This is a genomic window from Pseudoalteromonas sp. LC2018020214 (genome assembly GCF_016598755.1).
Lineage (GTDB): Bacteria > Pseudomonadota > Gammaproteobacteria > Enterobacterales > Alteromonadaceae > Pseudoalteromonas > Pseudoalteromonas distincta.
The window spans coordinates 613,185-625,669 of sequence record NZ_CP066804.1; the positions used below are offsets into that span (position 1 = coordinate 613,185).

Here is a 12,485-nt window from a genome sequence, read left to right on the forward strand (position 1 = left end):
ATTATCACCACCGAGAAGTGAAGGAGAAGATCTAATAACTTCTCAGTGTAGCGCGCAGCGCCTCGGTGTTCTCGGTGGTAAAATTGTTTTGGGCTAAATGCTCATAAAGTAATTAAGGCATTATTATTACCACTGAGAAGTGAAGGAGAAGATCTAATAACTTCTCTGTGTAGCGGGAGGCGCCTCTGTGCTCTCGGTGGTAAAATTGTTTTGGGCTAAATGCTCATAAAGTGATTAAGAGATTGTTATCACCACAGAGAATACAGAGAAGTGAAAGAGAAGAGCTCATTACTCCTCGGTGTAGCGTGAAGCGTTTCCGTATCCTCGGTGCACCCAGTTCGTGATGAAAATTATCTTAAAGGGTATAAACATAAATTTTTGATGTTCAATATCTACTTTTTAAGTAATTAAAAAGCAAAATACGCGTTTTCTTTATATTCACTTTTATTACTCAACTACTATTGTGATTCAGTTTAGATATAAGTTCAAATTGCTAAGTTAAAATACTAAATATAATAAAGGACTACCCATGAAAGCTGTTATACCGGTTGCCGGCCTTGGTACACGTATGTTACCTATGACCAAAGCAATTCCTAAGGAAATGCTTCCAATTGTAGATAAGCCATTGATTCAATATATCGTCAATGAATGTGTTTCTGCGGGTATAAAAGATATTGTATTGGTTACACATAGCTCTAAAAATGCTATCGAAAACCACTTTGATACAAGCTATGAACTTGAAGCAACGCTTGAAAAGCGTGTAAAGCGTGCATTACTTGATGAAGTGCGTTCAATCTGTCCATCTGATGTAACGGTTATGAGTGTACGTCAAGGTGAAGCGAAAGGGTTAGGGCATGCAATTTTGTGCGCTAAGCCTATAGTTGGTAATAATGACTTTATAGTATTGCTCCCTGACGTTATTTTAGACGCTTATACCGCGGATCAAAAGACTGAAAACCTAGCTGCGATGATTAAGCGTTTTGATGAGACTCGCGCTAGCCAAATTATGCTTGAGCCAGTTGCCCGTGAGGATGTTAGTAAATATGGTATCGCTGATATTGGAGGTGTTGAGCTTACTCCAGGACACAGTGCTGCAATTAAGACGATGGTTGAAAAGCCGGATGAAGATGCCGCACCTTCCAACCTCGCTGTTGTAGGGCGTTATGTTTTAAGTAAAAATATATGGCCTTTACTAGCTAAAACACCAGTTGGAGCTGGCGGTGAAATCCAGCTAACTGATTCGATTGATGCGTTAATGATGAAAGAAACTGTAGAAGCATTTCATATGAGTGGGCGTTCGCATGATTGTGGCGATAAGCTTGGCTATCTTAAAGCTATTGTTGAATATGCAATGCGTGATGACAAGTTAGGTACAGACTTCAATAAGTTTTTAAGCCAAGTGAAAAGCTAAAATTGATACGTTTAGTAAATTACTTACTAACTATAAGTTGTAGGTACATAGCCTCATTTTAGTTGTTTCTAAGATGAGTATAAATGTTTATTAATGTTTAGCTGAGAACAAATTAATTGAACGAGTTGTTTATTCGTTTTACTTTAGATATCTGGTAAAATCAAATGATTAAAATTATAAACTTTAAGGGAATAAAATGAAAATAGCCGTTGTTGGTACAGGCTATGTAGGCCTTTCTAATGCTATGTTGTTAGCGCAGCACAATGAAGTGGTTGCATTAGATATAGATGACCACAAAATTGCGCTTTTAAACAATAAGCAATCGCCTATTGTTGATACTGAAATTAGTGAGTTTTTAACGCGCAGTGATTTAAATTTTACAGCCACAACTGATAAAGTAGCCGCATACAAAAATGCCGATTTTGTAATTATTGCGACTCCAACCGATTACGATGTTGAAAATAACTACTTTAATACAAACTCTGTAGAGGCTGTAATTAAAGATGCAATAGCGCATAACCCAAATGCAGTTATGGTGATTAAGTCGACTATACCGGTTGGTTTTACGCAAAATATTAAAGAGACGTTGGGTATTAGTAATTTAATATTTTCACCAGAGTTTTTACGTGAAGGTAAAGCGCTACACGATAACCTATACCCATCGCGTATTGTTGTTGGTGAGCAAAGTGAGCGCGCCAGTGTATTTGCTAACTTACTTAAGCAAGGCGCTATCAAAGAAGATATTGAAGTACTTTTTACTGACTCAACTGAAGCCGAAGCTATTAAGTTGTTCTCAAACACTTATTTAGCAATGCGTGTAGCTTACTTTAATGAGCTTGATAGCTACGCTGAAGCACATGGCTTAAACTCTAAGCAAATTATACAGGGTGTTAGTTTAGACCCACGTATTGGTGATCATTACAATAATCCATCGTTTGGATATGGCGGTTACTGCTTACCAAAAGACACTAAGCAGTTACGTGCAAATTATGCAAATGTACCAAACAACATTATTGGTGCGATTGTTGATGCTAATACGACACGTAAAGACTTTATTGCGGACTCAATAATTAAGCGTAGCCCAAAAGTGGTTGGCGTGTATCGTTTAGTAATGAAAACAGGGTCTGATAACTTCAGAGCTTCTGCTATACAAGGTATTATGAAGCGCATTAAAGCTAAAGGTATTGAGGTAGTAGTTTACGAACCAGTACTTGAAGAAAGCGAATTTTACCACTCTCGCGTAATTAAAGACTTAAATGAGTTTAAGCAAATATCTGACGTTGTTGTGTCTAACCGTATGGTTGAAGAACTCAGTGATATTGCAGACAAAGTTTATACACGCGATTTATTTGGTAGTGATTAAACTACTAACAAGCTATTCGCTTCTTATTGTTTAATACGTATGTAACCCTGTGGTAATCACGGGGTTTTTTATATCTATATAGTGTGAAGGTCTATAACATTAAGTGCTATACATTTTATTTGGCTTAATAACAATAATACTTAATAAATTTGAGGGGTTAAATCTGACGCTAACTGTGTTAAAAATTCCGATATATAACAAATAAATAACGAAATTTTTGTCTTGTTACCAACACGATTTTATTACCTCAAAATAGATCACCTAATTAAGCGAATTGATATAATTTAAATGTAAGCACAAAACAGCTATTACTAATTAAAATTGGCCGTAACACCTAATTTAGCAAATGAGTCACCGTATACATCCTCACCGCCATAAAAATCTACACCCCAGCTTTTAACTCCCCAAGCTGCTCTAGAAAGCTTTCTATTATAAGTTATTTGTAACTCATAGCTGGTCGTATAAACATCACTTTTGTTTTTTAAACTGCTAAATGTAGTTTGTAGACTCTCTTTTCGATTCAATTGCCAGTTCCAATTTAAGCTAACGGCCTTAGCTGCAACATAGTCGTCGTAGATATGCTCATCACCAGCCCAGTGGCCAATTACATTGCCGTTATTTCTATTTCCATCTAGATATATACCATTGGCATACCAAAGGTCTTGCCAGTTACTGTGTTCGATACGTAAGCTGTGTTTGTCGCTGATAAATGGAAGAAATAAACCAAAGCTATATGCATTATTGCGATCCCCTCCAAGGGTGTCTTCTAATGCTATTTCTGCATATAGTTCATAAGGTGTATTATAGAGTGTGTTTGAATACTCAAAAGCAATAGCACCTAGTTGATCACCTAATTCAAAGTTAACATCGTTTGTGTCATCTTCGCCAACATTATCTTTGCTTCCGGGGCTAAAAAAGCCTTCAGCAAAATCTTTTAATGATACATCTCTTGGTCCCCCACCGAACTGCATGAGACGGCTTAAACTGACAGTCAGATTGTCAGTTATTGCTAAGCTAGTATGCAGGCCGAATAAGTAAGGTTTTCCGGGTTCATACTCTCGATCTTCTGCGTTTTCGACTCTTTTGTTTTTTAAGATACCTCTTTGCTCAGAGAGTTGAGTAATAAACATATCGTATCGAATATTAAAGCTAGTTATGGGGGCTACATTACTTATGGATATAGATGGAGTTGTTTCGGCTTGTGTGCTGAGTAACATTGCGCTGTTGTTAAAAGGTGAATACCAATGCTCTCTATAACCGATATCAAGTTGTGCATATTTGAAGCCTAAGTACATGATACTTTGCGTTAGTAATATTTCATCCTCGTTGGCTATACCCACAGCACTCATACCGAAGTAATCACCAAAATTAGAATAAGCACCACCTTCAACTATTAAGTTTGTTTTTGTTGTTTGGCCGCGTTGATTTGGTATGTTCTTTTCATTCGTGCCTGCTGATAAAGTTACTTTAGCAAGAGTGGTTGCGCTTGATTGTATATAAGGATTAATTTGATAAGTAAGTGTGTGGTAAAGCTCAGGGTAGTCATACCTTATGGTTTGTAATATTCGATAAATGTCGTGAGACTTATAAGGTTTACTCATAATGTGTGTGTTTTTACTTACGGCTAAAAGTCGTTGTACTTGGTGCTCAAGTTCCGGGGCTTGATTTAAAGGTAAGTAGGGTGATACGCCACCTTTAGCAACAGCATTTGCACTGATTGCCATCCCGATAAACAGTGATATTTTTTTGAGCATAATTATTCCGTTAGCAAAAAATTGTTTAAGTAAAAACGTTAACGCGAGGTTAGCAATAAACGCCTAAGTAAGGAAGAAAAAAGCGATATATTAGTAGTTAGTAATTGATGTATATAAATTGTAGATGAGGTTTTATTATCTGGCTTTGGTAAAATTAAATTACATAAGCGCGAAGTGAATTCGCACCTACAGGGGGCATATATTGTAGGTGAGGTTCTATACCTCGCTTTTTTAAAGTTAAATTATAAGAGCGCGAAGTAAATTCGCACCTACAGGAAGCATATATTGTAGGTGAGGTTTTATACCTCGCTTTTTATTTTATATAAATACAATCCCAGTAAGGGTATAAAGCAATTTTATCTACGATTTTAGCCCGCAAAGGGTTAGCAATAATATATCTAGCATTGTTTAGTAAATCATTTTCATTTCTAATCATGTGATCATAGTAGTTACGTTGCCATAATTTATTCATACCTAAGTCGTCACGGGTTACTTTAGAGCAACGGCCTTTAAATAACTTAATTACATCAGACAGCGTTTTCTTAGTTCCTAATTGAATTAGCCAATGTATATGATTTGGCATAATTACAAATGCTATTGTTTTAGCTGCTTCTTGCGTTTCTATCTTTTTCATTTCTGTGATTATCAAACGATTAATATCCATAGAAATAAATATGTTTTCTCTTTTGTGTGCCACTAGTGTGATTGAGTAAAATCGATTTGTTAATGATACTCTGCCTTTTCGCAATAAATCAGAACGATACATTTTTACAGTCTTTCAATACTTTTTATTAAAGGTAGCAGAGGTTTCAAATTAAGAGGGCGCGAAGTAAAGTCAGGTTAGATGAGCGCGAAGTAAATTCGCACCTACAGGGTGTGTGCATGTTGTAGGTGAGGTTTTATACCTCGCTTTGGTAAAGTTAAGTTAGATGAGCGCGAAGTAAATTCGCATCTGCAGGGCTTGCATATTGTAGGTGAGGTTTTACACCTCGCTTTGGTAAAGTTAAGTTGGATGAGCGCGAAGTAAATTCGCACCTACAGGGGGGATGTTGTAGGTGAGGTTTTATACCTCGCTTTGGTAAAGTTAAGGTAGATGATCGCGAAGTAAATTCGCACCTACAGGTGGCATATATTGTAGGTGAGCTTTTATACCTCGCTTTGGTAAAGTAGATGAGCGCGAAATAAATTCGCACCTACGGTGTGTGTGTATGTTGTAGGTGAGGTTTTATACCTCGCTTTGGTAAAGTTAGGTTAGATGAGCGCGAAGTAAATTCGCACCTACAGGGTGTGTGCATGTTGTAGGTGAGGTTTTAGTTTTATACCTCGCTTTGGTAAAGTTAGGTTAGATGAGCGCGAAGTAAATTCGCATCTGCAGGGTGTGTGTATGTTGTAGGTGAGGTTTTACATCTCATTTCTAAAGGTCTTATAAACAAAAAACCCGATGGTACTGTGTACCATCGGGGTTTTTTAATTGTTTTAATAAATTTAAACTTTAAATTCGTCTACCGACAAGCGAAGCTCTTCAGCAAGTTTTGCTACTTCTGAACTTGAGATGTTGGTTTGGTTTGCGCCTTCGGCTGTTTGCTCTGCGATGGCTACAATCGACTCAAGGCGTTCGCTAATTTCTTGTGCTACTTGTTGTTGCTCAAGTGCGGCAGTCGAAATTTCTTCACTTACGTCGTGGGCTTGCGAAACTGCAAATGTAATCGAATCAAGTGCGCTACTTGCTAGGTCGGTTTGTTCAACACACGATACCGCACGTTGCTTACCTTTGCTCATAGCCGTTACCGCAGCCTCTGCGCCTGTTTGTAGCGACTCAATCATTGATTGTATCTCTTGGGTCGACTCTTGAGTTTTACTCGCTAGAGAGCGTACTTCGTCAGCTACAACAGCAAAGCCTCTGCCATATTCACCAGCTCGTGCAGCTTCAATTGCGGCATTTAGAGCAAGTAGGTTCGTTTGATCCGCTATTCCGCGTATTACATCTAAAATGCTGCCTATTGATGCGCTATCTTGATGCAGTTTATTAATTACTTGTGAGGCGTCGTCTACTTCACGTGCTAGCTGTTCAATCGTTGCTTTGTTGTTATTCGAAATACCTTTAACGCGTTCAGCTTCTTTATCAGCATTTTTAATTTCGCTAAGTGCTTGTTGAGCGCTGTTACTAACCGTTTGCGATGTACTACTCATTTCGGTTGTTGCAGTGGCTGCTTGTTCAACTTGTGCTTGCTGGTTACGAATTGCTTGGCTTGATTCTGAGGTAATGGCTGATGTTTGCTCTGATGCTGCTGCAAGCTGAGTAGAGCGCGAAATAATACCTTTAATTAGGCTGCGCAGGCTGTCAATTAGCGTGTTACAACTTTTAGATAGTTCGCCAAACTCGTCTTTAGCGCTGTCGTCTAAACGTTGTGTCATGTCGCCACTGGCAACAATATCTAAAATGCGATTAACTTCGGCAAGTGGTTTAGTAATGCGGCTAACAGTAATAATGGCAATCACAATAGCTAAAAGAGTGGCTATAACCATACCAACCCAGGTCCATAAATTAGCTGAGTCTACATCGCTGCGCACACCTTGTTGCAATTTAAACGCAACGTCACTTGCTTGATTAACTAGCTCGTCAATTTGGTTAAGTGCCATTTTGGTGGCTTGCTCTGACTGTGCAAGCTCTGATTGCGTAAGCGTAATCGAATCAATTAAACGTTTTTTGTTTGCTGCTAAGCTGTTACTGCCCTTTATGTTATTTTCTAAAACATCAACATACTCTTTTAGGCTTGAATATAAGTCGCTATGCGTTTGCTCTATTGCTGGCTTAATTAAATCAACGGTACGTATTACTTCTTCAAGGTAATACGTTTGCTCGTTTTTAACAATATCGAGAGTGTTAAGCGTTTTAACGGTTAGCATGTCGGTGCTGTTACTAACTACCGACATAAAGTTGTTTTCTAAATTATTTGCAGCTTGATAAGCGCGAGGGTGGTTTTGTTCAAACCCGTCAATGTCGATAATATCGAGTACAACAGAGTTAGCATCTTCTGCACTTAGCTCTATGTTTTCTAATTGTGCTTTTAATGTTTTATTTAATGCTAGTTGCTTGCCTTTGTCTTCTAATAAATTTTCAACGGTGCTTAAAAAGCTTAAATAAGTTTTTTCTACATTTTGGCTGCTTTGATTAAGTGCAGCATCGTTTTTTACTACGTCTTGAAGCTCACGGTGCAGCGTGTTGAATTGCTGTTTTTGCTCAAAGACCTGCGCTTTTATTGGCGCAAGCTCATTGGCTGATGTCGTGTAAAAGCTCGCTTGAGCTGATTTACTCATTAAAATAAATTCGGCTTGTAGCTCAGAGCTTTTATTTAATGCTGGGAGTGATAGTTGGTTCACTTTTTGAGTGGAACGGTCAATATTTGCAATTTTTATCAGGGAATTACCACCAATTATTAATAATAATAGTGTGATAAATATAAAACCACCCCAAATACGCTGGCTTACTGTCAGGTTCATAAGATTTCCACTCAAAAAGTACTTCAATTAAGACTTATCGGCGTTTGTACCAATAAGTTAAGTAATTAAAATCAATTACTTTAATTAATTTTAACTATTAATTGATAAATCTAACAGATGTATTGTTTTTTTTCAGTTTATTTAGACGAAAGGTGGGATTTTTCTACAATTACTTTTTTAGTACTCAGCTCCATTAGGGTCATGGTGTTACCCCATACGCAGCCTGTATCTAGGGCGTGAACCCGTGAATTACCTGTTCTACCTTCAAGTGCGGCCCAGTGGCCAAAAATAATATCGTGTTTAGATTTAGCTATATTGGGGTGGTTAAACCAAGGAATGAGAGTTTCGCTGTCGGTTATTGCACCCTTTGCATTAAGCTCGAGTTTGTTATCACTTGTTAAAAAACGCATGCGGGTAAAGTAATTAACTATGTATCTAAACTTTGCAAAGTCATCAAGGGTGTTAGACCACCTAGCGGGGTGAGCCTGGTACATGTGTTCAAAAAACGCTTTTGCGTTACTTGATTGATAACAGCTTTGTGCAAATTGAGCTTGTTTTAGCGCATCTTCAACAGACCAATCAGGGTTTAACCCCGCGTGAGATATAAAACAGTTATGTTTTATAAGCTCTAAAGCCAATGGCTGGGTTTGTAAAAAAGCGATGTAGTTAGCCAATTTAGGGCTTTCAAATATTGAGTTTAATTTATCTTTTGGATTAGTGGGTTTGTTAAGAAAGTAGCAGGCAATCATGTGAAGGTCGTGATTGCCTAAAGTGATGGTCATACTATTTTGGTGTTGGTAAATATAGTCTAAGCAGGCTAGGGAGTCTGGCCCGCGAGCAACTATGTCGCCAACTAAATATAGGTGATCTTTACTTGGGTTAAAATCAACCCGTTGTAAAAGGGTGTTAAATTCACTAAAACACCCTTGTAAATCACCTATCGCATAATCTGCCATCTAAGTGCTTAATGCAAAATGTTAGGGCAAGCCAAACGAAACACATTAATAGGCGCCTGAAACTCAGAGCCAAACTCGTTGCGTAACGTGTAATGGCCTTGCATAGTGCCTACAGGTGTATCTAAAATTGCACCGCTGGTGTATTTATAGCTTTCGCCTGGGCCAATATCTGGCATTTCGCCAACAACGCCTTCGCCTTCAACTTCTACTTGTTTGCCATTTGCATCGGTAATTAACCAATAGCGGCTCAGTAATTTTGCACTGCATAAACTATGGTTTTTAATTGTTACCGAGTAAGCAAATACGTATTTTTCAAGCTCAGGTTGAGATTGGCCTTCTACGTAAAATGTTTCTACAGATACCTTTACAGGCGATCCAATGTTACTGCTTGTTGTCATAAATCCAGTTAGCTATATCAATAAATTGTTGTAAAGATAAGCGCTCAGCACGCAGCGTTATATCAATGCCAATGCTAGTTAGTTCTTCTGCGGTAAGTAAGTTACCTAAACTATTACGTAGCGTTTTACGGCGCTGGTTAAATGCTTCTAAACACACGGTGTTTAAAATTTTAACGCTTTTTGCTGTACGTTGCTCTGGCTTTTTAGGTATTAAACGAATAACAGCAGAGTCAACTTTTGGCGCTGGTTTAAAGCACTCAGGTGGCACTTCAACAACCGGCATTGCATTACAGTAGTATTGAGTCATTACGCTTAAGCGGCCAAATGTTTTACTACCTGGGCCTGCTACCATGCGTTTTACTACTTCTTTTTGAAGCATAAAGTGCATGTGCTCAATATGATCTGAAAATTCAAAAAGGTGAAACAATAACGGTGTCGAAATATTGTAAGGTAAGTTACCAAACACTTTTAATTTTTTGTCATCGCGAACCAAGCTTGCAAAGTCAAACGTCATTGCATCGCCTTGGTTAACCGTTAATTTAGGACCCAAAAATGGATGTTCAATTAATCGTTGTGCTAAGTCTTTATCTAATTCAACAACCGTTAAATGGCCGCTTAAGTCGGCTACTGGCTCAGTAATTGCGCCAAGGCCGGGGCCAATTTCTACTAAGTTGTCTTCTGGTTTAGGATCAATCGCAGAGACTATTTTATCGATGATAGATTCATCAAATAAAAAGTTTTGCCCAAAACGCTTACGAGCGCGGTGTCCTAAATGTACTTTATCGGTCATTGATTTTGTGCTTTTTCTTGGGCGAGCTTAATTGCTTCGCGGATCGCTAATTCAAAACTGCCAACGTCAGCTGTACCAGTCCCTGCTAAATCGAGAGCAGTACCGTGGTCAACTGAGGTGCGAATAAATGGTAAGCCAAGGGTAATATTTACCGATTTACCAAATCCTTTGTATTTTAGCACAGGTAATCCCTGATCGTGATACATAGCAAGTACTGCATCTGCTTCAGATAGGTATTTATGTTGAAATAAGGTGTCGGCGGGTAGTGGGCCAATTAAATTCATCCCTTCGCTTCTAAGTATTTCAAGCGTTGGGGTGATTGTTTCTATTTCTTCACGGCCTAAATGGCCATCTTCACCTGCATGTGGGTTTAAGCCACACACTAAAATACGTGGTTTTTCTATCCCAAACTTAGTTTGTAGGTCGTGATTTAAAATACCCGCTACTTTAGTTAAGCGCTCAGGAGTAATGGCACGCGATACATACGCAAGTGGAATATGCGTGGTTACAAGTGCAACGCGTAAACCTTCAGTTGCAAGCATCATAACTACATCTGCAGTATTTGATTGCTGCGCAAAATACTCAGTGTGTCCGCTAAATGAAATGCCCGCTTTGTTAATAATACCTTTGTGAACAGGACCCGTAACAACCGCATCGAACGTGCCATCCATGTTTTTTTCACTTGCTATACGCAAGGTATCTAACACGTATTGGCCATTACCGTCGTTTAGTACGCCAAGCTCTACATCCGCACCTAAATCAACCTGATGAATATACAAACTGCCCGCAGGTGCTGCTATGGCAGGGGCATTATCATCAAATTCAATTAAGTTTATTGTTAAGCCTAAATGCTTTGCACGCTCTTTTAATAGTTTGCCATCAGCAATCGCTATTAGTTGAGCGTCCCACGCTTGCTGAGCAAGCGTGAGTAGTAAATCTGGGCCAATACCGGCTGGTTCACCCGGTGTAATAGCAATTCTTAGAGTCATATTTATTGGTCTATAGGGAAAATTTCAACGTGAGCTTGCTCGCGCATTTCTTGCTGCCAGTTAAAACTTTCTTCCTTAAATTTACGGTTAAACAACATACCGTGAGCACGGTTACGTTTAGCTAGTTCAGTTTTATCAGCTACACGTTTGCCAAGTAACTGCACGATATGCCAACCAAACTGTGTTCTAAACGGTTCGCTTATTTCATTTTCTTTAAGAGAAAGTAATGTATCTTTAAACGCAGGTACGTAGGTAGTTGGATCTGTCCAATCGTACTCGCCACCTTTAAGTGCAGAGCCTGGATCTTCTGAGTACTCTTTAGCAAGTTCACCAAAGTCGGCTGTTCCTGCACGTAAGTCTTTTGCAAAGCCTGCAAGCATTGAGCGTGCTTTTTCTTCACTTAAAATAATTGAAGGTTTAATAAGTATATGGCGTGAACGTACTTCAGTTGTTTCTACAACTTGTAGACCACGAACGTCTTGTACTTTAATGATATGAAAACCAGCACCAGAGCGAAGTGGGCCAACAATAGCGCCTTTCTTTTGGCCTTTTACTGCTTCAGCAAAAAGCGATGGCATTTCGTTAATGCCCATGTAACCAAGTTGTCCACCTTCAAGTGCTTTAGAGCCGCTTGATGATGAAATAGCAATACGCTTAAATTCTTGGCCATCGTTTAATAGCTCAATAACTTTATCTGCACGTGTTTTTGCATCAGCAATTTCGTCAGCTGTCGCATCGTTAGGGATATCTATTAAAATATGACCAATGTCGTACTCTTCAGCACTTTGACCTTGGGTTTCCATAATTTTTAAAAGGTTATCAACTTCTTGTTCGCTAATATAAATACGACGATCAACGCTTGCACGTGTTACTTGCTGCGTTGTGATTTCTTTACGAATTTCTTCACGGTAAGCTTGAAAGCTTTCGCCCGAACCTTCAATAGTGCGGCGTAAGTCGGCAATTGTTCCGCCTTGCTCTTTTGCCATGTTAGCGAGAGTTTGATCGAGTTGGCTGTCTGAGATTTGTAACCCCATACGCTCAGCCATTTGCATCATAAGCGCTTGATTAACTAAACGCTCTACAGCTTGTACACGAAGTGTTTCATCTTTTGGTAATTGCTGGCCTTGTTCTTGTGCTTGCTTTTTAACACGATCAATTATGGTGTCTACTTCGCTTTTTAAAATTACGCCTTGGTTTACAACGCCAATAACTTTATCTATTTCTACTGGTGCAGCCATTACACTTTGACAAAGGCTGGCACTTAAAACTGCTGATGTTAATAATTTTTTTAAATTCATATTCTTTTTACTACTCTTGCTGATA

General features: G+C 38.7%; 10 protein-coding genes. 2 read left to right on the plus strand and 8 right to left on the minus strand.

Annotated features, from left to right (window positions below):
* The first annotated feature begins 529 nt into the window (after positions 1–529).
* A complete protein-coding gene (galU, locus tag JG479_RS02560) occupies positions 530–1,411 on the plus strand; it encodes a UTP--glucose-1-phosphate uridylyltransferase GalU (RefSeq protein WP_200219895.1) in 882 nt (293 codons plus the stop codon).
* 196 nt (positions 1,412–1,607) lie between these two features.
* On the plus strand, positions 1,608–2,774 hold the full coding sequence (locus JG479_RS02565; protein WP_039485550.1) for a nucleotide sugar dehydrogenase: 1,167 nt from the start codon (positions 1,608–1,610) through the stop codon (positions 2,772–2,774).
* Positions 2,775–3,085: 311 nt separating this feature from the next.
* Here JG479_RS02565 and JG479_RS02570 read toward each other — a convergent pair whose 3' ends face one another.
* The 8 genes from JG479_RS02570 to surA all read right to left on the minus strand — a co-directional run bounded on the left by JG479_RS02570 (position 3,086) and on the right by surA (position 12,460).
* The gene (locus tag JG479_RS02570; RefSeq protein WP_200219896.1) at positions 3,086–4,528 is read right to left on the minus strand and encodes a capsule assembly Wzi family protein; all 1,443 of its coding nucleotides are present in this window, start codon (positions 4,526–4,528) and stop codon (positions 3,086–3,088) included.
* 313 nt (positions 4,529–4,841) lie between these two features.
* Positions 4,842–5,294: an REP-associated tyrosine transposase gene (locus JG479_RS02575; protein WP_200219897.1), complete on the minus strand. Its 453-nt coding sequence runs from the start codon at positions 5,292–5,294 to the stop codon at positions 4,842–4,844.
* 719 nt (positions 5,295–6,013) lie between these two features.
* Positions 6,014–8,029 carry a methyl-accepting chemotaxis protein gene (locus JG479_RS02580; protein WP_200219898.1) on the minus strand — a complete coding sequence of 672 codons (2,016 nt, stop codon included), beginning with the start codon at positions 8,027–8,029 and terminating at the stop codon, positions 6,014–6,016.
* Between the two features lie 137 nt (positions 8,030–8,166).
* Positions 8,167–8,985 (minus strand): symmetrical bis(5'-nucleosyl)-tetraphosphatase, encoded by an 819-nt coding sequence (locus JG479_RS02585; RefSeq protein ID WP_200219899.1) that lies wholly within the window; start codon positions 8,983–8,985, stop codon positions 8,167–8,169.
* Positions 8,986–8,993: 8 nt separating this feature from the next.
* Positions 8,994–9,383, minus strand: coding sequence for a Co2+/Mg2+ efflux protein ApaG (apaG, locus tag JG479_RS02590; protein WP_002960839.1), 390 nt, complete (start codon positions 9,381–9,383; stop codon positions 8,994–8,996).
* A complete protein-coding gene (gene rsmA, locus JG479_RS02595) occupies positions 9,367–10,173 on the minus strand; it encodes a 16S rRNA (adenine(1518)-N(6)/adenine(1519)-N(6))-dimethyltransferase RsmA (RefSeq protein ID WP_002960838.1) in 807 nt (268 codons plus the stop codon). The genes apaG and rsmA overlap by 17 nt, the downstream gene beginning before the upstream one ends.
* On the minus strand, positions 10,170–11,162 hold the full coding sequence (gene pdxA, locus JG479_RS02600; RefSeq protein WP_024589800.1) for a 4-hydroxythreonine-4-phosphate dehydrogenase PdxA: 993 nt from the start codon (positions 11,160–11,162) through the stop codon (positions 10,170–10,172). The genes rsmA and pdxA overlap by 4 nt, the downstream gene beginning before the upstream one ends.
* A gap of 2 nt (positions 11,163–11,164) precedes the next feature.
* Positions 11,165–12,460 carry a peptidylprolyl isomerase SurA gene (gene surA / locus JG479_RS02605; protein ID WP_002960833.1) on the minus strand — a complete coding sequence of 432 codons (1,296 nt, stop codon included), beginning with the start codon at positions 12,458–12,460 and terminating at the stop codon, positions 11,165–11,167.
* Positions 12,461–12,485 lie beyond the last annotated feature (25 nt).

Bases quoted from the DNA above. Each gene is read 5' to 3' on its own strand.
- rsmA (WP_002960838.1), bottom strand. From the start codon at position 10,173: ATGACCGATAAAGTACATTTAGGACACCGCGCTCGTAAGCGTTTTGGG.
- JG479_RS02570 (WP_200219896.1), bottom strand. From the start codon at position 4,528: ATGCTCAAAAAAATATCACTGTTTATCGGGATGGCAATCAGTGCAAAT.
- JG479_RS02580 (WP_200219898.1), bottom strand. From the start codon at position 8,029: ATGAACCTGACAGTAAGCCAGCGTATTTGGGGTGGTTTTATATTTATC.
- JG479_RS02565 (WP_039485550.1), top strand. From the start codon at position 1,608: ATGAAAATAGCCGTTGTTGGTACAGGCTATGTAGGCCTTTCTAATGCT.
- surA (WP_002960833.1), bottom strand. From the start codon at position 12,460: ATGAATTTAAAAAAATTATTAACATCAGCAGTTTTAAGTGCCAGCCTT.
- apaG (WP_002960839.1), bottom strand. From the start codon at position 9,383: ATGACAACAAGCAGTAACATTGGATCGCCTGTAAAGGTATCTGTAGAA.
- JG479_RS02575 (WP_200219897.1), bottom strand. From the start codon at position 5,294: ATGTATCGTTCTGATTTATTGCGAAAAGGCAGAGTATCATTAACAAAT.
- JG479_RS02585 (WP_200219899.1), bottom strand. From the start codon at position 8,985: ATGGCAGATTATGCGATAGGTGATTTACAAGGGTGTTTTAGTGAATTT.
- galU (WP_200219895.1), top strand. From the start codon at position 530: ATGAAAGCTGTTATACCGGTTGCCGGCCTTGGTACACGTATGTTACCT.
- pdxA (WP_024589800.1), bottom strand. From the start codon at position 11,162: ATGACTCTAAGAATTGCTATTACACCGGGTGAACCAGCCGGTATTGGC.